This is a genomic window from uncultured Helicobacter sp., from assembly GCF_937906905.1.
Lineage (GTDB): Bacteria > Campylobacterota > Campylobacteria > Campylobacterales > Helicobacteraceae > Helicobacter_B.
On record NZ_CALERY010000002.1, the window covers coordinates 196,136 to 217,103 of the forward strand.

General features: G+C 47.1%; 19 protein-coding genes and 1 pseudogene. 6 read left to right on the forward strand and 14 right to left on the reverse strand.

Annotated features, from left to right (window positions below; genetic code table 11):
• Positions 1 to 599: 599 nt before the first annotated feature.
• From Q0171_RS00980 to Q0171_RS01010, 7 genes are all read right to left on the reverse strand, one after another.
• Positions 600 to 1,865 (reverse strand): glucose-6-phosphate isomerase, encoded by a 1,266-nt coding sequence (locus Q0171_RS00980; RefSeq protein WP_299325746.1) that lies wholly within the window; start codon positions 1,863 to 1,865, stop codon positions 600 to 602.
• 9 nt (positions 1,866 to 1,874) lie between these two features.
• Positions 1,875 to 2,858, reverse strand: coding sequence for a type I glyceraldehyde-3-phosphate dehydrogenase (gene gap, locus Q0171_RS00985; RefSeq protein ID WP_299325748.1), 984 nt, complete (start codon positions 2,856 to 2,858; stop codon positions 1,875 to 1,877).
• A gap of 29 nt (positions 2,859 to 2,887) precedes the next feature.
• A complete protein-coding gene (locus Q0171_RS00990) occupies positions 2,888 to 4,708 on the reverse strand; it encodes a glucosyltransferase domain-containing protein (RefSeq protein ID WP_299325750.1) in 1,821 nt (606 codons plus the stop codon).
• A 24-nt stretch (positions 4,709 to 4,732) separates the two neighbouring features.
• Positions 4,733 to 5,905, reverse strand: coding sequence for a glycosyltransferase family 2 protein (locus Q0171_RS00995; protein ID WP_299325752.1), 1,173 nt, complete (start codon positions 5,903 to 5,905; stop codon positions 4,733 to 4,735).
• A gap of 141 nt (positions 5,906 to 6,046) precedes the next feature.
• Complete coding sequence (locus Q0171_RS01000; RefSeq protein ID WP_299325754.1) at positions 6,047 to 7,330, reverse strand: hypothetical protein; 1,284 nt, start codon at positions 7,328 to 7,330, stop codon at positions 6,047 to 6,049.
• A 99-nt stretch (positions 7,331 to 7,429) separates the two neighbouring features.
• The gene (locus Q0171_RS01005) at positions 7,430 to 7,945 is read right to left on the reverse strand and encodes a tRNA (cytidine(34)-2'-O)-methyltransferase (RefSeq protein ID WP_299325756.1); all 516 of its coding nucleotides are present in this window, start codon (positions 7,943 to 7,945) and stop codon (positions 7,430 to 7,432) included.
• Between the two features lie 16 nt (positions 7,946 to 7,961).
• Entirely contained in the window at positions 7,962 to 8,513 is a 552-nt protein-coding gene (locus tag Q0171_RS01010) for an LPP20 family lipoprotein (RefSeq protein WP_299325758.1), read from the reverse strand.
• A gap of 131 nt (positions 8,514 to 8,644) precedes the next feature.
• On the opposite strand from Q0171_RS01010, the gene trpS reads away from it, so the two are divergent.
• From trpS to Q0171_RS01025, 3 genes are all read left to right on the forward strand, one after another.
• The gene (trpS, locus tag Q0171_RS01015; protein WP_299325759.1) at positions 8,645 to 9,646 is read left to right on the forward strand and encodes a tryptophan--tRNA ligase; all 1,002 of its coding nucleotides are present in this window, start codon (positions 8,645 to 8,647) and stop codon (positions 9,644 to 9,646) included.
• Positions 9,647 to 9,729: 83 nt separating this feature from the next.
• Complete coding sequence (locus Q0171_RS01020) at positions 9,730 to 11,499, forward strand: extracellular solute-binding protein (RefSeq protein ID WP_299325884.1); 1,770 nt, start codon at positions 9,730 to 9,732, stop codon at positions 11,497 to 11,499.
• A gap of 38 nt (positions 11,500 to 11,537) precedes the next feature.
• Entirely contained in the window at positions 11,538 to 11,789 is a 252-nt protein-coding gene (locus tag Q0171_RS01025) for a hypothetical protein (protein WP_299325760.1), read from the forward strand.
• A gap of 190 nt (positions 11,790 to 11,979) precedes the next feature.
• On the opposite strand, the gene Q0171_RS01030 is transcribed toward Q0171_RS01025, so the two are convergent.
• A complete protein-coding gene (locus Q0171_RS01030) occupies positions 11,980 to 12,462 on the reverse strand; it encodes a hypothetical protein (protein WP_299325761.1) in 483 nt (160 codons plus the stop codon).
• Between the two features lie 141 nt (positions 12,463 to 12,603).
• Between Q0171_RS01030 and Q0171_RS01035 the strand changes: the two genes are divergently transcribed.
• Positions 12,604 to 13,563, forward strand: coding sequence for a WYL domain-containing protein (locus tag Q0171_RS01035; RefSeq protein WP_299325763.1), 960 nt, complete (start codon positions 12,604 to 12,606; stop codon positions 13,561 to 13,563).
• Between the two features lie 4 nt (positions 13,564 to 13,567).
• Here the strand turns inward: Q0171_RS01035 and Q0171_RS01040 are convergent, their stop codons facing one another.
• Positions 13,568 to 13,717, reverse strand: a complete 150-nt coding sequence (locus Q0171_RS01040; protein ID WP_299325765.1) for a hypothetical protein — start codon at positions 13,715 to 13,717, stop codon at positions 13,568 to 13,570.
• Between the two features lie 88 nt (positions 13,718 to 13,805).
• Here Q0171_RS01040 and Q0171_RS01045 point away from each other — a divergent pair, with 88 nt between their 5' ends.
• Together Q0171_RS01045 and Q0171_RS01050 are read left to right on the forward strand one after the other, a co-directional pair.
• A complete protein-coding gene (locus tag Q0171_RS01045; RefSeq protein ID WP_299325767.1) occupies positions 13,806 to 14,006 on the forward strand; it encodes a hypothetical protein in 201 nt (66 codons plus the stop codon).
• Positions 14,007 to 14,285: 279 nt separating this feature from the next.
• Positions 14,286 to 14,867: a hypothetical protein gene (locus Q0171_RS01050; protein ID WP_299325768.1), complete on the forward strand. Its 582-nt coding sequence runs from the start codon at positions 14,286 to 14,288 to the stop codon at positions 14,865 to 14,867.
• Between the two features lie 86 nt (positions 14,868 to 14,953).
• On the opposite strand, the gene Q0171_RS01055 is transcribed toward Q0171_RS01050, so the two are convergent.
• From Q0171_RS01055 to pyrD, 5 genes and pseudogenes are all read right to left on the reverse strand, one after another.
• Positions 14,954 to 16,639, reverse strand: a complete 1,686-nt coding sequence (locus tag Q0171_RS01055; protein ID WP_299325770.1) for a glycosyltransferase family 2 protein — start codon at positions 16,637 to 16,639, stop codon at positions 14,954 to 14,956.
• Positions 16,640 to 16,653: 14 nt separating this feature from the next.
• A complete protein-coding gene (locus tag Q0171_RS01060; protein WP_299325772.1) occupies positions 16,654 to 17,451 on the reverse strand; it encodes an enoyl-ACP reductase in 798 nt (265 codons plus the stop codon).
• Positions 17,448 to 18,350 (reverse strand): 4-hydroxy-tetrahydrodipicolinate synthase, encoded by a 903-nt coding sequence (gene dapA / locus Q0171_RS01065; protein WP_299325774.1) that lies wholly within the window; start codon positions 18,348 to 18,350, stop codon positions 17,448 to 17,450. The genes Q0171_RS01060 and dapA overlap by 4 nt, the downstream gene beginning before the upstream one ends.
• Positions 18,351 to 18,502: 152 nt before the next feature.
• A pseudogene (locus tag Q0171_RS01070) lies at positions 18,503 to 19,729 on the reverse strand (pitrilysin family protein); the annotation flags it as partial.
• A 148-nt stretch (positions 19,730 to 19,877) separates the two neighbouring features.
• Complete coding sequence (gene pyrD / locus Q0171_RS01075) at positions 19,878 to 20,933, reverse strand: dihydroorotate dehydrogenase (quinone) (RefSeq protein ID WP_299325777.1); 1,056 nt, start codon at positions 20,931 to 20,933, stop codon at positions 19,878 to 19,880.
• Between the last annotated feature and the right edge of the window lie 35 nt (positions 20,934 to 20,968).

The window sequence follows — 20,968 nt, forward strand, 5'->3', positions numbered from 1 at the left end:
AAACATCGGCTAACGCCGAGTGGTATCCCTTGTTTTCTAAAGAAACCTGCTGCGCTACGCTTGCATCGCTACGCTTGTTTTCTAAAGAAGCTTCGCTTTGTGGTGGCTTTACACTTTTGGCGGTTTTGTCAAACGAGGATTCTAGGGCTTGGGCGTTGTTTGGCATTACTGCTTCCTTGAGAATTTATTTTTAAACGAGAATTCTAGCCTAGAATCCTTTTTATGGATTGCCACGCCACTGCTGCCGCAGTGTCTCGCAATGACGGAAAATACACACTCCCCTAGAATCCACTTTTGAAAAGTGGATTCTAGGGGTGGAGTTGCTTTGATTCTTAGCCCCTTTTCTTCTTTCTAGGATTTGTAGCTGTTTGTCAATCTCGGCTGATTGTTTATTGTAATTTGTTTTGTAAGCCGCTCTGGGATTCTAAGAATTGGGGCTTTTTGTTTTCACCTTGTTTTGTAAAACCACTTTGGGATTCTAAGATTTGCGATGAGAAATCTTTGCTTTGCGAGCCGCGCAAGGAGATAAGACTCGAGTGTCTATCGACGCAGCGCGGCGAAGCAATCAAAGATTTATCGCGCAAAGCTGAATCCAGCCTTCACAAAAAATACCCCCTTAACCTCTGCTTCCCCAACTCCACCCCAGGCTGATCATACGCATTCACCCCCAGCAGCACCCCCGTGCAAGAAGTCAAAAGCTCGAAATACACTACAAGCGCGCCGATATGCCACGCATCTAACCTCTCTAGCGTAATAGAATCTGTGGGGATAGCAAGCGACTCTAGCGTCTCTAAAGTTGCTTGCTTTTGGAGATTGAGCAAGCGTAAAAATGGCGTGCCATTGACAAAATCGGTGGATTCTAGTCCTGCTAGATGACAATGCGGCACGATAAAGCCAGAATCCTTACTAGAATCCACCTTATCACACTCATCACTTAAAGACAAAAAGCTCACCACCTTATCACGCGCCCCTTGCACGATGAGCTGCAAGAATGAGTGCTGATCGATACTGCCCACAAGCCCCACAGGTGTAAGCCCCACGCCCTGCGTGCTACTAGAATCCGCTTGGCTCAAACTTTTGCCCAAGCTTTCCCCCCAGAGCTGCACAAACCAGCGATTAAGCTCACTAAACACACTCCCATAAGAAAACAGCACACTTATGGGATACTGCTTGTGGTGCTTGGCTAGAAAGGCGGCTTTATCGATGATATGCCCCTCTTTGCCAGCAAAAAAGCTCTCCATCATCGCCCTAGCACCCTGCAAAAGTGCGCTAATATCAAGCCCAAGCAGGCTCAAAGGCACAAGCCCCACTAAAGATAGCACCGAAAATCGCCCCCCCACATTAGCAGGGATTGTAAAGCACTCTAGCCCTTGTGCTTTGGCAAAGCTCTCTAGCGGCGAGCCAGAGTCTGTGATACAGGCTAAATGCCGCTTGTTTGCGCTGCTTAGTAAATCAAAATGCGTGATAAGAAACTTCACTAGAGAAATGCTCTCAATGGTCGTGCCAGATTTAGAGATAAGCAAAAAATGCGTGTTTTGTAGCGCGATGGATTCTAGCACGCGGCTTGTCTCAAAGGGATCTGTATGCTCCAAAAAATGCACGCGCCTAGCACAACCCCTGCAAGAATGCCCCAAAGCCGCTTGCACCGCACGCACCCCTAGTGAGCTACCGCCTACACCGATGATGACAAGATCTGTGATAGGAGAAAAATACTCGCGCGTGCTATATGCTAAAGCGGATTCTAGGGCAAGTGTGTCAAAGGGGAGTTTGTAGTAGCCGCTTGCTCCACTGCTAGATTCTGCCTTGATAGCTTCAAGCACAGAGCTAGAATCCACTTTGGCATAGGAAGTGTGGAAGCTAATCATAACCGCACCTTAACGCCCTAGCACAAACGCCGCCATATCCACAAGCCGCGTGGTGTAGCCAAACTCATTATCATACCACGCAAGGATTTTGGCAAATCGCTCGTGCAGCACCATCGTTTTATCCGGCACGATAATCGCGCTATAAGGCGCGCCGATAAAATCGCTTGAGACGCATTGATCATTATCGATGTGGAAAATCTGGGGCTTTGCTTTAGCTTGTGCGGCAAAAAGCGCGTTTAGCTCATCTTTGCTTGTGGGCTTAGAGAGATTGACACTTAAATCCACCACGCTTACATCAGGTGTAGGCACACGCATAGCATAGCCGGTAAATTTGCCCGCAAGCTCTGGGATCACAAGGGCTACTGCCTTTGCCGCGCCGGTGGAAGTGGGGATCATACTTAGGGCTGCGGCGCGCGCTCGGCGCAAATCTTTGTGCTTGACATCTAGGAGATTTTGGTCGTTGGTGTAGCTGTGGATTGTCGTCATAAGGGCGGATTCTATGCCTAGATTCTCGTGCAAGACTTTGGCGATAGGGGCTAGGCAGTTTGTGGTGCAAGAGGCATTAGAGATGATAGGCTCGCCCTTGTAGCTTTGCTCATTGACCCCATAGACAAAGGTAGGTGTGCTATCAGCAGGAGCGGAGATAATGACCTTTTTGACATTGCCTTTTAGGTGGGGGCGGGACTTTTCTAGGGAGTTAAATTTGCCCGTGCATTCAAGCACAGCTTGCGCGCTGCCAAAATCTAGCGCGGTTATATCGCGATTGCTTTGGATTTTGACGCGCTTGGAGTTGCCGATCTTTAGCGTAGTCTCATCGAGCTTTTCTACATCATATCTGCCATGCACAGAGTCATAGCGCAGTAAATGCACCAGCGTATCTATGCTTGCGGTGGTATTCATACTCACAAGCTCCATATCATCGCGCTTGCCGATGATCCTAGCCGCACAGAGCCCTATGCGCCCTGTGCCGTTGATCGCTACTTGTTTCATCAAACTCCTTTAAAAGTGGATTCTAGTAGTCGCTAGACTTTTGCTCGCTTAAGTTCGCGCGATTGGGGCTTTTCCTCTCTCATCTTTTCTTCTTTCATTTTCTCTTCTCTCATCTTTTCTTCCTCTTGGCGCATAAGCTCTTCTTCAAAAGCGTGGGGGTATTTGTCTTTGCCTTTTAGCTCGATAATCGTGCATTCTGGATAGACTTCTATTAGGTGGAATATATTATCCACGCGCGCTTTGAGTCGCCCTGCGGTGGCTGGGTTACACTTGGGATTCTCTGCTAGCTTTTCAAAGTCCTCCGCATCGACAACAACTTGCGGCTGCTCCTCTGGCACATCGCCCCAGCCATAGTGCTTCATCGCCGTGCGCACCCAATATTTGCCATCGGTGATTTTCACAAGTCGCTTCATTAGGGGGTTGTGCTTAGATGAGTTCTCTAGCACAGGCGAAGCAGTGATCCAACCCTTTATGCGAAAGGTGTAGTCTTTATAGCTTTTTTGCTTAGGCATTACATTGACCAAATCTTGCAGCAAAATCGTTAGGCGGAAATTTTGGTATTTATCTTGTTGCGATAGGGCATTGCCATACGCATTAGCAAAGACAATGAGCGACCACGAGAAAAACCCAACCACAACCGCTGAAGCGACAAAAAACGAGCGAGCATAAAAGGGGCGAGAGACAAGGGCATTGGAATTTGTCTGGCGCGTGTCTTCTTGCTTATACGCCCAGCCTCGCCACGCACTCACCACATAGATTGCCATCGCCGCACTCCACACGCCAATCCCAATAAACGCGCGCGGGCGTTGCAATGGCTCTGCAAGCACCAAATACACGCCATAAGAGAGCATAATCCCACATGCTAGCACTACTGCGCCAAGCAGCAAAGCTAGAATCTTATTGCGCTTAGACTGATAGGCGATAGAGAGTAGGAACACCCCCATAAGCGCGAAAAAGCAAATTTTCACCCCTGTCCAGTCAAAGTCGCTCCACAAGTAGCCAAGATACATTTGCATATTGCTGATAAATCCACTTGGTAGCTCGCTTAGCGGGTAGGACGAAGTGCCAGCTTGCGAGTGAGCGAATGGGTGCATAATAAAGACCTTGAAAATCCCTAGTGCGATAGCATAGTTTAAAAATGATACCCCCATAAATGTGAAAGTCTTTTTGAGCCCAGCATTTGTTTGGTTCCACATAATGAATCCAAAAAATATCGTGAGAATAATCTCTATCCCACTGCTTGCTTGATAGGTCATACACATACCAAGCGAGGCGAGAATCGAGACTGGGATATACGCACGGATATGATGGACAAAGACATAAGGCATGACGCTAAAGAGCACGGAGAGTGCCATATAGGGCGAGTCATATTTGAAAGAAAGCTCTTCTAGAAAGTATGGAGAAAGCCCAATAGGTAATGAGGCAATGACAGCAAGGGTAGTGAGGCGTTTTTTGTATGGTTCTTCGCTCGCTTCCCAGCGGGATCGCTCATTTTTCCAGATAATCTCGCGGATACTCCACACCAAAATCAGCGAAGCAAAGCTCAAAAACGCTATGGCGACAAGCTGCGTCAAAGGCGAGACATCTGCCAGAATCGTATCCATGTGCATAAATGTCGAGAGATAGTAGCTAATATAGCGCGAAAAATTATCCCACTCTTTGTAGCCGATGATAGAGCGATTTAGATCATCGATATAATACACATCAGCGCGGATAAGACTAAAGATGCCAAGCAGATAGAGCCCAAAGGCGATGAGAAAGTATTTCCAAAAGCCTTGCGTATGAAAAAATGCCCATGAAGCGATTTTGAATTCCCTAAAAGCCTGCGTGATAATATTGCGTTTATGTGCCACTTTTCTCTCCTATTTTGGTTGAATTTATCCTTGTTGGGATTGTGTTTTGCGTGGTGTTTTTTTAGGCGGTGCGCTGCTGGATTCTGCTTCACTAGAATCCACGCCTAGCACCGCACCAGAACCTGCCCCAGACATGCGCGTAGCCCTTGTATTTAGGATAAAGTGCGGGCGCATTTTGACTTGCTCATAGATTCTAGCAATATACTCGCCAATGACTCCAAGCAGCATAAGCTGAATCCCACCGATGAAAGTAATGATGACAATAAGGCTTGGATAGCCAGCCACGGCATTGCCGTATAAAATCGTATCAATAATGCGATATATGCCAAAGCACACTGCAAAAGCTGAAATAAAAAAGCCAAGCACAAATGCTATGCGCAGTGGCATCGTGCTAAAGCTTACAATCCCCTCAATGGCGTATTTAAACAGCTTCCAAAAGCTCCAGCTTGAAGACTCTTTAAAATGCGGGATATACTCATACTCAAGGCATTCACGCTTAAAGCCCACCCACGCAAACATCGCCTTAGAGAAGCGATGATACTCTTTCATCTCTAGCAATGCTTGCACAACCTCTTTATCCATAAGACGAAAATCCCGCACGCCAGATTCTATCTTGACTTCGGAGATGAAATTGGAGATTTTATAAAACGCCTCGCTAAGTGCAGCGCGGATCTTTGACTCCCCGGCGCGAGTGGTGCGACGCGCGTAGATGACTTTGGTCTGCCTGCTAGATTCTAGCCAGATTCTAGTCATATCAGCAATCATACCTGGGGGATCTTGCAAATCTGCATCAAGCAGCACAACCCCCTCCCCACTTGCGCGCTCTAAACCTGCAAGGATTGCCGCCTCCTTACCGAAGTTACGCGAGAATGAAAACACCTGCACACGGCGGTTTGGATTAGCATCACTAGTGGCGATGTCTTCTAGGATAGAAAGCGTGCTATCGCGACTGCCATCATTGATGAAAATTAGCTCATATGGGATAAATTCTTGTGTGCTACTAGCTGATGAAGCAGAAGAGCACAAGGCGGGAGAATTTAGATTCTGGGCTAGAGTTTGGCGGAGTAGATCGCGATTTTCTCGCAGGATTGGGACAAGTGCGTCCATAGTTTTTGTGATTTCTTGCAGAAATGGGCGGAGCGAGACTTCTTCATTATAGCAAGGCACGACGACAGAAATACCGATAGTAGCACTCATGATAATCCTCATACAACACAGAAACAAACTTCAAATGGATTCAAAGCCTAGGCAGAAACTTGAAGCAGATATTCTAATACCCCTAAATAAACCGATATTAAATTAGATCTAGCGCCAGTGCGCGCCAAATCTAGCCCAAATCTAGCGAATGCGGGCGAAAGCTTTCTGTGTATCAAGCGTTAATGTCAGCATTTGCTGCAGTGCCAGCGTAGAGTCAAAAGCATAAAATAAAAAGCCCACATTCACACGCAAAAAATCGTTTTTGTATTCGTAGTAGGCATTAAGGCGATTAAGATTGCTTGCTTGGTAGAATGGCAAGCCATTGTAAATACTCTCGCCATATTCACCAAAATACCGCATCTGCGGCTTACCAAAATAATAGCTCTCCTCTATCCCAAATCCCCTAAACTGCAGCTTCGCGCTAATCTCCCCACCAGCACCTAGATAAAAATCCCCAAGCGCACTTGATCGTCGCTTGCGCTCAAGGCTACCTAGCGCACTTAGACTAATATCTGCTCTCTCTAGAGCGCGCACTCTGGTAGATTCTGCAAAGCGGGTAAAATCCAGCCCCACACTCACATTATAGAGAATCTCATCAAGCAGCTGCGTATCAGGCGAGCCAGGGTCGCTTGGGCTGAGCGCTCCATCTTGGGCTAGGAGCTGGGCATTTTTAATATGATAGAGCAGGGCATTGGCTTTGACATAGAGCAAGCGGAGCGCATCTACCCTAAGCTCGCCCAACGCGAAAAACTCATCATAGCGCTTAGCTAGATTCCCACCATACCAGTCAAATACAAACTCCCCGCTAAGCGAGAATCTCTTATCGCTTTGGCGCGGGATTTGCAAGGCTAGACCATTGGTATTTGGCTGGAAAAAGAAAAAGTCCTTGCGAAAAAAGAGCAGTGGATACTCGCCTTGCAGTTTTGCACGCGGGAAAATCCCCGCATACGCACGCCACCTATCGCCCTGATAAGCATAGTAGGCAGTGAGATTAGCACGAGTGAGGAAACGAGTCTCGCCCATATTCTGCAATCCATATGCGCCTAGATAGATTCCATGGCGGTAGAGCCCTTGCCTATCACGCAAAAGAATCCCAAGCTCTGGAGCGAGCTTCACCGCCCAGAGTGTGCGCGTGCTCCAGAGTGTATTCTCGCCCTCGAGATTATCAAGCAGCATGCCAAAATCCATAAGACCTATAAGCTTTATGGCTTGGGGGGGGGCAATGGATTTTGGGCTAGATTCTGGCTCTGGAGAATCTAGTGTATGTGATGACATAGGTGCTGGGCGCGCGGATTGTGCTATAGACTCCGCAGAAGTAGAATCCAGCCTGATAGATTCTGGTGCAGCATGGGAAATCGCGCAAAATAGCACCGCAAACACCAAAATCAAACGCAAGAAAGCCCTACTCACCAGAATCATATTCATCTACTCTCCATTATTTAGAATCCAAATTTTTAGCAAACAAGCAAGGCGCAGTTTCTTGAGCAAACATAAGGATACTGCTTAGGCTGTGTTGATGTTTCTTTAGAGTCCATGCCTAGCGCACTTGGATTCTAGCGCAACTCCCCCGCCAGAATCCAAGTGCGCCCAAGCACCCTGCTGGCGTAGCACTTCATACGCCACGATTCCCACACTTGTGGCGAGATTAAGACTGCGCGCTTGCGCTGCCATAGGGATTGTTAGGCATTGGCTAGCATTGGCACGCAAGATCTCTTCACTAATACCTGCATCTTCACGCCCAAAGTAGAGGAAGCACTCTTTATCAAATCGCGCGTGGTAGTAGGGCTTATCTGCTTTAGTCGTTAGGAAAAAATGCCTAGAATCCACCCCATAGCTCTCCCAAAAATGCTCCACACTATCCCACTCATATTTTTGCAAATACTGCCAATAATCTAGCCCTGCGCGTTTGAGAGACTTCTCACTAAGGCAGAATCCTAGCGGATGGATTAGGTGGAGTGTGGCATTAGCAGCGACACAGAGCCTGCCGATATTCCCTGTGTTTTGGGGGATCCTAGGCTCTATGAGAATGATATGAAGCATAGCACACTAAAAGTGGCTATCTAGCAGGAGTGTCTAAAATCTCATCGACAGCTTGAGAGAGTGCTTGTGCTGCGGCTTTATCAAGGGTTTTTGAGTTTAAAAGATTGCTTTTTAGCAAGTCGGTGTTTAGCTTTTGGATTTTGACAAGCACCCATAGCGTGCCATCTTTGCTTACCCATTTATTGGTGATCTTTGAGCCTGCTAGCACTTGATCGACACTATTGCGGATAGCTTGCACCGCTTCTTGATTGACACTATCTTCACCGCTTGTGGCAAGCTCTTTATACTTGCTCTCAACGCGTGTGGAAATCTGCGTGGCTAGCTCGACTCGTGCTGCTGCGCCTGCTTGTGTGGTGGCGAAGTTCAAATTGTTGTTTTTGACTTTCGCGCTGCCTGTGGCACTAAGCAAGTCGTCATTAGATTCTGTAACCCAAGCAGGTGCGCCCTCTAGTGAAGCGTTGATCGCTTCATTATCACCTAAGCCCTTTTTACAGCCGTTGATCCCAAGTATCGCTACAAGCACAAGGCTCGCAATCGCGCCAAAATTTACAAATTTCAAAACTTTCATCTCCATTCCTTTCGTGTAAGATGGCGCGATTATAAACCATATTTAGTTAATGCTGGCTTTAAACGAGTTGGTATATAATCGCGCCTTTAAGCGCATAACTCCCCTATTTTCACACATTACAAAGGATTTTTATGGCAGCTAATACAACAGGCAAAAAGCGCGTTTTCTCCGGTATCCAGCCCACAGGCGATATACATCTAGGCAATTATTTGGGTGCGATTAAGCAGTGGGTGGAGTCCCAAGAGCAGTATGACAATATCTTTTGCGTGGTAAATTCTCACGCCATTACCACAAAGCAAGACCCCAAGGAGCTAAGGGCAAAGACCTATGAGCTTGTGGCAATGCTTCTAGCGTGTGGGATTGATAGTGAGAGATCGAGCCTTTTTATCCAAAGTGCAATCGATGAGCACGCGGCTTTGGCGTGGATTTTAGACTGCAATATCCCTATGGGCGATATGAGCCGTATGACGCAGTTCAAAGACAAATCCCAAAAAAATCCCAAAAATATCAATGTCGGGCTGTTTAACTACCCAGCCCTTATGGCAGCAGATATTTTGCTCTATCAAGTCGATGGCGTGCCAGTAGGAGAGGACCAAAAGCAGCATTTAGAGCTTACCCGTGATGTGGCTACGCGCTTTAACCGCGACTTTGGCGAGTGCTTCACAATCCCAGAGCCTATAATCCCGCAAATTGGCGCGCGCGTGATGGGGCTTGATAACCCAGAATCCAAAATGAGCAAATCCGCCAAAGGCGAAAACCACGCGATTTTCCTGCTTGATAGTCCAGAAGCCATTGTGCGCAAATGCAAAAAGGCGGTAACGGACTCTAGCGGGGTCATCGCCTTTGACACAGAGCGCGCAGGGATTTACAATCTCCTAAGCATTTATCAAGCCCTAAGCCAGCAGAGCAAAGAGCAGATAGAAGAGCATTTTGCTAGCAAGGGCTATGGCGCGCTAAAGCTTGAGCTAGCTGATATGCTAGTAGCCACACTAGAGCCAATCCAAAAGCGTTATAAGCAGCTTAGTGGCGATAGGGCGTATTTGCAAAATATCTTAGATACAAGCTTAGAGCGTGTGCGCCCCATCGCCAAAGCCACCTACCAAAGAGCCAAAGAGCTTGTAGGGCTTGTGTGAGAGCTTTTGCGCTATGGGGGCTAGGCGTTGCTCTCCTTTGCTTTGCTCGCTTTGCCCGTTTGGGCTTTGCCTGTGTTGCTCGATTGGGCTTTGCGCTTCTTTGCTTTGCTTATGTGGCGCACGCCGCGCCTTTTATCTCGCTTGGCGAGCCGCCTAAATACCGCGACACTAGCACATTCAAAGCCTTTGACTATGCCAACCCAAACGCCCCAAAGGGCGGCACGCTCAAAGCCTACGCGCTAGGCAGCTTTAGCTCGCTTAATGCCTTTAGTCTAGAAGAGAGTGCCGCTGGGCTAGAGCTTGTCTATGACACGCTAATGGCACAGAGTATGGACGAGCCTTATGCGCAATACGCCCTTGTAGCAAGCGATGTAGCCATCGCGCCAAATCATAAAAGCGTAACTTTCACCATAAATCCTAAGGCGCGCTTTAGCGATGGCAGGGCGATTAGCGCGGAAGATGTGGGCTTTAGCTTTGATATGATGCGCCAAAATCCGCTGTATAAGCAGTATTATGCCGATATTAGCGGGTATGAAATACTGGATTCTAGGCGCATTACATTTTTCTTTACCACAAGTGAGAACAAAGAGCTGCCGCTAATCCTAGGGCAGCTTAGTATCCTGCCTAAGCATTACTATGTGCGAGATGGGCAAAACTCCTATGGCAAAGACCCTTTGCAAATCCCGCTAGGCTCTGGGGCATATAAGCTCACGCGCTATGAGGTAGGCAAGCTTGTAGAATACAGGCGTGATGAAAACTACTGGGCAGCGAGTCTGCCTAGCCGCAAGGGGCAGTTTAATTTCGACATTATCCGCTATGAGTATTACCGCGATGATACGGCGGCGTTGCAGGCGTTTTTGGGGCATAGATACGACTTCCGCCTTGAGAGCGCGGCAAAGGTGTGGGCAAATGGATATAGGCAGAGCAAGCAAAGCAATAAAGCTAGCTTCACTAAGCTTGAGATCCCCCATAGCCTGCCAAGCGGTATGCAGGGCTTTTTTATGAATCTGCGCAAAGCCCCATTTGATGATCCGCTTGTGCGGCGTGCGATGATTTTGGCGTTTAATTTTGAATGGAGCAATGACAATCTCTTCTTCTCCCAATATCAGCGCACGACAAGCTTTTTTAACCACTCTGTTTTTGCCTCCACGCCTAGCCTAAGCAGCGAGCAATTAGGGCTTTTAAGGGCGTGTAAAGCGGATTCTAGCTCTATGGACCGCTTGCAAAAGCCCTACACTATCCCCACCGCGCCGACCTTACAAGATGAGCGGGAGAGCTTAAAAAAAGCGCGCGATTTATTGGCGCAAGCTGGCTATGTCGTGCAAAATAATCAGGCGTATAAAAATGGCATTCCACTGCGCTTTACCCTGCTGCTTGATAACCCAGCCTTTGAGCGGCTAGCCATCCGCTATGCAAGAAACCTTGCACGGCTTGGCATCACTATGGAGATACAAAAGCTAGATTCTAGTCAATATGCCAACCGCGTGAAAAGCTTTGATTATGAGATGATTGTGGGCATTATCCCGCAGAGCTTATCGCCGGGCAATGAGCAGCGGTATTTCTTTGGCAGTGTGAGTGCGGATACACAAGGGAGCAGAAATTACAGCGGCGTGAAGAGCGCGCTTGTAGATTGCTTGATAGATAGGCTCATTAACGCGCCAGATAGGCAGCAGCTAGTCCTCGCCACGCGCACGCTTGATCGCGTGCTGCTTGATATGGATATAGTCGTGCCACACTACTTCCTGCCAAGCTTCCGCCTAGCTATTTGGGATAATATCGCTATGCCTAAGGTGCAGCCAAGCTATGACTTTAGCCCTACACTTTGGTGGGACGCACGCAAAAGTGGATTCTAGGGCGTTGGCTTTGCCGCGCTTTTGCGGGAGTCTGCGGCGTGGGCTTGGCTCTCCGCTTAGGTAAATCCCTTCGCCCACGCCTTGACAACCCACAAAATCATCGGCAAATCCTGCCGCCTGCGACTCGTTTAGACTTTGTGCTTCATTCCCAGAATCCACTTTTTCAAGCGATTCAGTCTTGGGTGAGCAATGCGATTGATTGCGCGGTTTTTGGGGCAGTCATTACCGATCTAGGTAACTCCTACCCCAAAAACCGCGCAAAACAACCACAGCCCCACCGCAAATCTTAGAATCTTGTTTCTCCAAAAGAAACTTCGCTCCTAGAATCCACTTTTTTACACTAGCGGCGTTTTTGTCATTGCGAGCAAGCGCGGTAGCGTTTGCGTGGCAAAGCAAGGCGCAGCTTCTTTGGTAAAAAACTAACGCGCAAACTGCCTACCCAAAGCTGAATCTATCCTAGATGGTTAAGTGGGCTAGAGCCTATGCGTCAATAAACCCATCTAACTTAGAGCCATTTTCTTTAAGCAAATCTTCTTGGATTGCTTGGTTGAAAGCATAGACCTTGTCTTTGATCTTGTCAAAATATGCCCCAAACTTCTGCGCTAGGCTCTCATCAATCTCCACTTCTTCATACTCTTTGAGCATAATATACCACTCCATATCCTCCATACTCTCATCATCAAGCACTCCCGCTTCCACGCCTAGCACTTCCTCCAACGCTTTGGCGCACTCTAGCTTGCGATTTTTATCGTGCGGATACAAATACGCGCTAAAGCTCGCTTGGCTATCACTAAAGACTTCTGCTTCGATGACAAAGCACATATCACTCTCATCAAAATCGCTGTGCCATAGACTGATACGGCTTGCTGTGATCTCTGCGCTATATTCTGCACCTACAAGGCGCGCATAAATCTCTGCGAATTGCCCTTTGGCGAGCTGCTTTACTTGTTTGACATTTGTCATTTGAACTCCTTTTGTTTGGTTTGTGGAATCTGCCTAAGCAAGATTCCTAAGCGGAGTTATAGCCAAGAGCTTTGACAACACCTTGTCAAGGATTTAGAAATTTGCCTACAATAGCAACATCTTTCCTAGCAAGGAGGCATTATGCCCAAGCACGACTACACGCAGCGGCTCGCACGCATTATCAAAATCCTGACCCTTCTCTACCACCCAAAAAGTAGCGGCATACTCTGTGCCAAAACCCTAGCGCAAGAATTTGGCGTAAGCCTAAGGACCCTGCGCAGAGATGTAGCGATGATGGGCGCGGATTTTCACTATGAAAAGGATACAATCCACTTCCTAGGCAGCAGACTCCCGACCCCAAGCCAAGCACACTCATTTATCGCCCTAACACTGCTAAAAAGCTTCGCCCATAGTATGAGCGGCAATCTCAAAGCCCAAATGCTCTCCCTCCTAGACTCCCTAGAATCCACTTCTGCCCCCACCAGCACCGATCTGTTTTTCACCCGCTCGAATTTAGAGGAGATCACGCTTCCCGCAGAGTCTATCGCACTCCTGCAAAATGCCATAAAAACGCGCAAAGTCATTAGCTTTGACTTTCTAAAAGAGCCAAACGCCCTAAGCGAAGCCCCCTATGTCCCAGCCTCCACACCGCGCGAAGTCCTACCGCTAAAAATCCTAAACTTCAGTGGCGAGTGGTATCTGCTAGGACTAGAATCTAGCGTGATGAAGAAGTTTTATCTCAACAGCATTGCCAATGTGTGCGAGCTAAGGCAGGGGGAGAAGGTGAGCGATGAGCTGCTAGGGCGGCTGGATAATGCGCTTAATGCGTGGTTTGTGCCAGAAAAAAAGCCCTTTATGGTGCATTTATGGATAGATCCCAAAGTGGCGAAATACTTCAAACGCAAGAAAATCTCCCCCAATCAGCACTTAGTGGAAAAAGCCGATGGCAGCCTAGAAATCACACTGCATATCACAAGTATTATGGAAATCGCGCCCTTGGTGCTTATGTGGATACCAAATATCATCGCCCTAGAGCCAAAAGAGCTGCGAGAGTTCATCATAAACAGCACAGATACCTACCTAAAACGCATAAGCGAATAGCCCTCTAAAATCCTTTGTAGTTTTTGCTTTTGCCAGTGGCGTTGAGAATTATTGCGCTGCTAGATGTTTGATACTTCTGGGCGGCATTGTTGTAGGCAGTTTTGCACTGAAGCATATCCATAGAATCTAGCCAATCAATCATCGCTTGGCGCATTTTGGGGCGCGTTGCGCTTGCGTTTTTTTTTTGTGATAGGGTTGCGCTCTGCGTTTTGACGCAAAATTTTACTTACAAAGGGGATAAAATGGAAAATACAAACAAAGCAGCTACTCCACAGGCTCAACAAGCGAAGATTGTTGTAGTCAATGAAAAATCTGCGGTTTTAGGTTTTATAATCAATCTGCTTGGGCTTGGAATTTTTGGCTTTGATAGATTCTATAAAGGGGATTTTATATTTGGGACTTTTAAGTTGATTGGTGGTGTAGTATTTTTATGGGCTTCATAGTTTGGTATTTTGTTGCAGCAATAGGAGTGGAAATACCTTCGTGGATAGGGTATTGTGCTGGTGCATTATGGTTTTTTAGTGATTTGTGATTTTATCCTTGTGCCACTTGGGATTATCTTTGATAATGCCAAAAAACGAGCTAAACTCGCTATGTCTTAGGGCTTAATCAAGGGTGTGCAATTTCATTAGGTGATAGATAGCTTTGCGATACAAGGGCTTTGAGCCTTGTGTCGTGCCATAGAATCTAACAAGATTCAAAACTACAATAAGGAGTGAAAAATGGATATGGATATGTTTCTTATATGTGTTGGGAATTGCTTTGTCAATACGATAAATAGCGTAGAAAAGCAACTCAACTTAGCAGGGTTATCAGCAAGTAGAGATGAAATAAAACAATTTTTAGAAAAAAATGACAATGAGATTGATGCAATAAGGGACGCTAAAGTGAGATACGGATCTCTTAAATCTCGAATTAAACAGAAAGGTGGGTTTGAGTTTAAGGAATTTTATAAGTGGTATAAGAAGCAAGAAAAAAGTTGTTATTATTGTGGCACGACAGAGAAAGTGCTAAAAGAGCTTTTCCCTAAAAAAGATGAAGATAATCAGCAGGATACCGATAAAACACAAAGTGTAAAAGCCCATAAAATAAAATCTAAAAAGAAATCTTTCACAGGCACACTACACATTGACAAAAAAGACCCAGATAAGCCCTACACCTCTGCTAATTGCGTGCTAGCGTGTGCGTTATGTAATAACGCTAAAAGCGATATGATAAATGCAGAGAACTTTAAAACATATTTTGGTGAGAAAATGGGCGAGTTCATCACCGCTTTGCATAATGATGAAATTTCCAACAAGTAATCCACGCCCATAGTCCCCCTACAATCAAGCCCTAAAGCTTGATACAAACCCACCTAGCGCGCAAGCCTATGTCTCGCGTGCTTTGGCTACGCATCTTTAGGCAGTGTGCCAAGGTGGGTGCGCAGCGTCTCAAGGTAGAGCTGGTAGTTGGCATTAGCGCGATCTTGTGGGCGAGTGGGGTGGTGGATATGATAGCCCGCAGCGCAAAACTTCAGCCTAGCACTTCTCCCCCCAGCAAACAAAAACCTAGCCACAAACTCCCAATCTTCTGACCCGTGTCCTGTGAAGCTCTCATTAAACCCACCTACTCTCTCAAAATCTGCTTTATAAAAGCTCATATTGCAGCCCCCAACATTTGCCTTGGTGGTTTTTTTGAAGCGTTTTGCGCTTGATTTGCTACACACATACACAAGCCACGCTAAAGGCACGCAGCGATAAGCCTTCCAGCTTTTGTATTTAAAGCTCTCTTTATACGCGTTTGTATCGCCATTAGCGCGACAGGCTAAAATCTCTTTGGAAGTGCTTTCACCAAGCATTGTGCGAGAGCCTCCTAGGCACAATCCCCTTTTGGCAAATCGCAGATGATCAGCGATAAAGTGCGGGTCTAAAATCATATCGCCATCAATCATAATAATATATTCCCGCGTGGTGGCGCGGATACCACTATTGCGACTGGCACTAAGGCGAAACCCCTTATCCTCTTGCCAGATATGGCGCAGGGGGCAGGGGAAGCTCTTGGCATAGGATTCTATAAGAATTCTAGTATCATCTGTGCTGCCATCATCAGCGATGATCACTTCTGCTGGGAGTGGGGCAAGATCTCGCACAGAATCTAGCACCAAAGCCAAGCGATCTGGGGAGTTGTAGGTGGTGATGACAAGCGAGACATCGCTAGGGGCTAGCGGATAGGTAATGCCGTGGGATTTAAGCATAGCAAGGTAGCGTTTGTCGTTGATGGCTAGGGCTTCTTGGTTAATGTTGCTATCGTGGTGGATATGGTAAGCCACTGCGCTAAAGGTTACGCGCTTGAGCCTGCCACCTTGGAGCAAAAGCCGCGCGACAAAGTCTGTATCATCTCGCCCCCAGCCCGTATAGCCCTCATCAAATCCACCCAGCTTCTCCCAATCACTCTTATAAAAGCTCATATTACAAGTGCGCACAACAGGCTTGAGATATGGACTCTTGCGCAGGTGGCGCGTAGTTGTGGAGCGTAGGTTTGCCAAATATGCCATAAATCCTATGCGATAAGACTTAGCCTTTTTATGTGCAAATGCTATGGTGTAGGCGCGTCTATCGTGCGAGTTTTGCGCCTTGGCGGCTAGAATCTCTTGGGTTGCAGAAGCGCTTAGCCATGTCCTAGAGCCTTGCAGCACTACACTCCTTTTAGCAAAGCGCAGATGATCAGCGATGAAATGAGAATCTAAAATCATATCGCCATCGATTGTAATGATGTAGTCTTGCGTAGCGGCTTTTATACCCTTGTTGCGACTAATGCTAACGCGAAACCCCTTATCCTCTTGCCAGATATGGCGCAGGGGGCAGGGGAAGCTCTTGGCATAGGATTCTATAAGAATTCTAGTATCATCTGTGCTGCCATCATCAGCGATGATCACTTCTGCTGGGAGTGGGGCAAGATCTCGCACAGAATCTAGCACCAAAGCCAAGCGATCTGGGGAATTATAAGTGGTGATGACAAGCGAAGCACCTAGAGTTGTGCTTGCTGGGGTTGTGTTGGTCTGCATTGGGGGTTTGGTGAGAGAGTGCTTAGGCAAGTGCTTGAAATGGGCTATTTAAAAGTCGTGCCGCCATCGATGACGATTGTCTGCCCTGTGAGCCAGCCGCTTTGAGCGCAGTCGCATAAGAAATACGCCGCGCCAGCTAAATCCTCTGGCGCGCCCATACGATTAAGCGGGGATTGCTCCTCGACTTTGGCGCGCACTTCTGCATAGTCTGGGAAAGCACGCAGTGCATCTGTATCAATCGGTCCCCCACTCACAGCATTGACACGGATTCCCCACTCGCCAAGCTCGGCGGCTGCGTATTTGACCATTGTTTCTACTGCGTTTTTGCAGTTGCCGTGCCCTGCGTAGTTTGGCATATAGACAAGATTGCCTGTGGAGCTTAGGGAGATGATAGAGCCTCCGCCTACTTCTTTCATACGCTTTGCTGCCTCTTGCGCGCCCACGACAAAGGCTAGCACTGTGGCAGTGTAGATATTGTTTAACCCTCTAGGACGCAAGCGCATAAAAGGTCCAAACCCGCCAGCCACACTTTTGCCATAAATGATTGCATTGCTTACAAAAAAATCCACGCGAGAAAAATCAGCATCAATCTTGCTAAAAAGCTCGCTATACTGCTCTGGCTCTAGCACATTTAGTGGATAGTAGCGAGCCTTGATACCAAAAGTGGATTCTACATCTTTGGCGATTTTATCGGCTTCTTCTTCATTTTTATTGTATGTGAAAGCTACATTTACGCCATTTTGCGCGAATTTATACAAAATCGCCTTGCCGATACCGCGCGTAGCCCCTGATATGACAAGCGTTTTGCCTTTCATTTGATTAGAGCCTTGGGATTGTGTCATTGCTTCACCTCATAATGTTGTAATGTCTGCTCGATATAGCGCAGATTTTCCGCGCTTGGAGCAAGCAGCGGCAGTCGATATTCTAGGCTTGATATAAGCCCTGATAGATACATCGCTGCTTTGATAGGGATAGGATTGCTCTCGCAAAACAAAGCGCAATTTATAGCATAAAGTTCATTATTTATAGCTTTTGATTCTTTAAATTTTCGCTCCAAGGCTAGGTGTGTAAGCGTAGAAATTTTATCTGGCAAAAGATTGCCGCTAACGGAGATCACGCCACTGCCGCCATTAGCAAGTATGGGGTAATTGATTGCATCTTCTCCGCTAAATATCGCAAAATCTGGCGCAAGCGTATTTAGCTCGACTATGCGCTCCATAGAGCCGCTAGCCTCTTTAATGGCGGTGATATTTGGCACATCGTTATACAGCCGTATCGCCGTGCTTGGCTCGATATTGACTCCTGTGCGAGAGGGGACATTATAGAGCATAAGGGGGATTTCCACCGATTGTGCTACGGCTTTGTAATGCTGATATAGTCCTTCTTGGGTGGGCTTGTTGTAGTAGGGACTCACGCACAAAATCCCATCTGCGCCACATTGCTGCGCAAATCGAGCTAGCTCTATGGCTTCAGCAGTGGAGTTGCTCCCAGCACCTGCTAGCACCTTTGTGCCGCTATTTTTGCAGACACTCACAGCGATTTCTATGCACTCTTTATGCTCATTGTGTGAGAGCGTGGCGGACTCTCCTGTGGTGCCAACAGGCACGCACGCGTCCATTCCATAGCGGATTTGCCGCTTGATGAGTGAGATGAAGCACTCTTCATCAATCTTGCCGTTTTTAAAGGGCGTGATAAGCGCACTCATCGCGCCGAGAATGGGGGCTGCTGGCTTGGCAGGCATGTATGCTCCTTTGCGTGGGTTGGATTCTGGGTGCTCTATTTTCTAGGCTTCTTGGTTGGGTCGCTGGCGGTGCTGGTTTTTTGGCTTTCTAGAGAAGCTTGAGATTCTTGGGGCTGATTTTGCAAGATCGCTACGCTTAGGCTATCTTGGATAAAATATTTATTAGCCACTTGGATAAGATGATCAAGCGTGAGCTTTGCAAACTCTGCTTCAAACTCCAGCAATGGGCGCAAATCATCACGCGCAAGAAATGCCCCAAAAAGCCCAGCCACAGAGCTTGACTTCTCAAGCGAATACACAAAACTCGCACGCATATTGCGCTTGACCTTTTCAAGCTCCTCTTGCGTGATTTTACCCTGCTTGATTTGCTCGATGATAGAGAGAATCTCTTTTTGCAAGACTTTCGCGCTAACCCCTTCGTTCCCCGCGGCAATAATCATAAACACCCCATCATCTTTCAGCCCCATAGAAGAGACTGAAATCTCGCTCGCGAGGTTTTTCTTATCGATGAGAGCAGAATCTAATAATGCTGATTTTCCGCCACTTAGGATATCACCAAGCGCAGAGAGCGCGACCCTATCCTCATGTGCGAAATTTGGGATTTTATACCCCATGGCAAGCCATTCTATCTGGGTGGGCTTTTTGACAATCACTTCGCGGTAGCCGTCTTGATTGGGCTCTTTGATCGTGCGCTTAGGCAGTGCTCTAGCGGGCTTAATATGGGCAAAATGCTTTTTGGCACTAGCAAATACTTTTTCTGGTGCGATATCGCCAGCTACGACGATTATGGCATTGCTGGGCTGGTAGTAAGTATCGTAAAATTCTTTAATATCCCCAATCTCCCAGTGCAAAATATCGTCCATAAACCCTATAGGCGTCCAGTGGTAAGAATGGTGTAAGAATGCAGTATTGAAAAAGCGGAAATACAAATACCCCACAGGTGAGTTATCTGTGCGCCACCTGCGCTCTTCTGCTACGACTTGACGCTCCTGCTGGAACTCCTCATCTTTTAGCGAGAGATTGCGCATAAGCTCGGCAAAAAGCTTCAGTGAAGTATCAACATGCTCCGCGCTTGATTTGATGAAATAGCGCGTATAGTCAAATCCTGTGGAGGCATTATCCACGCCGCCAAAGCCTTTGACGATTTTATCAAACTCACCTGCTTTTAGATTCTGGGTAGATTTGAAGCTCAAATGCTCGAGCATGTGCGCGATCCCACTTTTGCCCATAACCTCATCACGAGAGCCGACTTTATAGAAAATATCGCTCTCTATCACACCACTGCCATTATCCATAGGGATAACAACAATCCGCAAGCCATTTAGCAGACTCTGCTCAAAAAATTGCGGGAGAATACCTTTGCCCATCATTGCGCTCATCAATACTCCTAATAGAAAAAAATACAAAAAGACATATCGCATACAACTATCCCTTACAAATCCTCTAAACTAGATTCTGCACTAGGCTATGCTAGTTTCTCTCCAGATTTTACCCAGACTTTTGACAATCTCGCGCACTTAGGCAAATCTAGCGAAAATCTGCACCAACAGCCTCTGCAATATTACCAAAGCCATCGTTTTTAAGCAGAGCAGCAAGCTCGCGATTAAGATTCTGGCAAAGACTTGGTCCTGCATACACAAGCCCAGTATAGACTTGCAGCAGACTCGCGCCAAGCCGGATTCGCTCATACGCATCGTGTGCATCGAAAATCCCGCCCACACTGATGAGTGCTGTTTTGTTATGTAGCTCTTTGCCAAGCACAGCAAAAAGCTCCTTGCTTTTCTCCCGCAAAGCCGCACCACTGATTCCACCCTGCTTAGGATTGGCGATGAGCGAGGTATCGGTTGTTGTATTTGTAGCGATGATTCCGCTTGCACCATGATCGATAGCTTTATGGCATACGCTTAGTGCGACATCAGCTTCCATATCGGGCGCTATTTTTAAAAATAGTGGTTTTTTGGTCTTTTTTCTCGCCATTTTGAAAAGCGATTCTACGAACTTTTCATTTTGCAAATCGCGTAGATTTGGGGTATTTGGTGAAGAAAGGTTGAAAGTATAATAATCCCCCACGCCCAGCACATCTTCAAGCGCGTTTTGGTAGTTTAGCAGCGCATCATCACCTGTGATTTCTTTGTTTTTCCCGATATTTACCCCAAGCGGAATCGCAAAGGGTGTAAGCGGTTCGAGTGTTTTTGCCAGCGCGACACTGCCCAGATTATTAAACCCCATAGCATTTTGCAAGCTTTGCTCATTTTCGTGGCGAAAGAGTCTAGGCTTTGGATTCCCACTTTGGGGGATTTTAGTAATTGTCCCAAGCTCCAAATACCCAAAGCCAAGCGCACTAAGCGCTTTGACATTATGCGCATCTTTGTCAAACCCAGCGGCTAGACCGATAGGATTATAGAATCTCATGCCACACACTTCTTGCGCCAAGCTTTCATCAGCATAGCTACAAAATCGCAGTAGCACATCATCGCTAAATGGCAGCGCACGAAATGCTTTGAGTGCCTGCTGGGAGAAATGGTGGATCTTCTCTGGATCGACTTTAAAAAGTAGCGGCTGCAGCCTCTGGTATAGCCCCATACTTGCTCCTTAGATTATGCTTAGTGTGGAAATGG

What these genes read in the sequence shown, in the direction of transcription:
- Q0171_RS00980 (WP_299325746.1), bottom strand. Translation starts at nt 1,865, where the DNA reads ATGATTAGCTTCCACACTTCCTATGCCAAAGTGGATTCTAGCTCTGTG.
- Q0171_RS00995 (WP_299325752.1), bottom strand. Translation starts at nt 5,905, where the DNA reads ATGAGTGCTACTATCGGTATTTCTGTCGTCGTGCCTTGCTATAATGAA.
- Q0171_RS01000 (WP_299325754.1), bottom strand. Translation starts at nt 7,330, where the DNA reads ATGAATATGATTCTGGTGAGTAGGGCTTTCTTGCGTTTGATTTTGGTG.
- Q0171_RS01005 (WP_299325756.1), bottom strand. Translation starts at nt 7,945, where the DNA reads ATGCTTCATATCATTCTCATAGAGCCTAGGATCCCCCAAAACACAGGG.
- Q0171_RS01010 (WP_299325758.1), bottom strand. Translation starts at nt 8,513, where the DNA reads ATGAAAGTTTTGAAATTTGTAAATTTTGGCGCGATTGCGAGCCTTGTG.
- trpS (WP_299325759.1), top strand. Translation starts at nt 8,645, where the DNA reads ATGGCAGCTAATACAACAGGCAAAAAGCGCGTTTTCTCCGGTATCCAG.
- Q0171_RS01030 (WP_299325761.1), bottom strand. Translation starts at nt 12,462, where the DNA reads ATGACAAATGTCAAACAAGTAAAGCAGCTCGCCAAAGGGCAATTCGCA.
- Q0171_RS01035 (WP_299325763.1), top strand. Translation starts at nt 12,604, where the DNA reads ATGCCCAAGCACGACTACACGCAGCGGCTCGCACGCATTATCAAAATC.
- Q0171_RS01040 (WP_299325765.1), bottom strand. Translation starts at nt 13,717, where the DNA reads ATGCGCCAAGCGATGATTGATTGGCTAGATTCTATGGATATGCTTCAG.
- Q0171_RS01045 (WP_299325767.1), top strand. Translation starts at nt 13,806, where the DNA reads ATGGAAAATACAAACAAAGCAGCTACTCCACAGGCTCAACAAGCGAAG.
- Q0171_RS01050 (WP_299325768.1), top strand. Translation starts at nt 14,286, where the DNA reads ATGGATATGGATATGTTTCTTATATGTGTTGGGAATTGCTTTGTCAAT.
- Q0171_RS01060 (WP_299325772.1), bottom strand. Translation starts at nt 17,451, where the DNA reads ATGACACAATCCCAAGGCTCTAATCAAATGAAAGGCAAAACGCTTGTC.
- dapA (WP_299325774.1), bottom strand. Translation starts at nt 18,350, where the DNA reads ATGCCTGCCAAGCCAGCAGCCCCCATTCTCGGCGCGATGAGTGCGCTT.
- pyrD (WP_299325777.1), bottom strand. Translation starts at nt 20,933, where the DNA reads ATGGGGCTATACCAGAGGCTGCAGCCGCTACTTTTTAAAGTCGATCCA.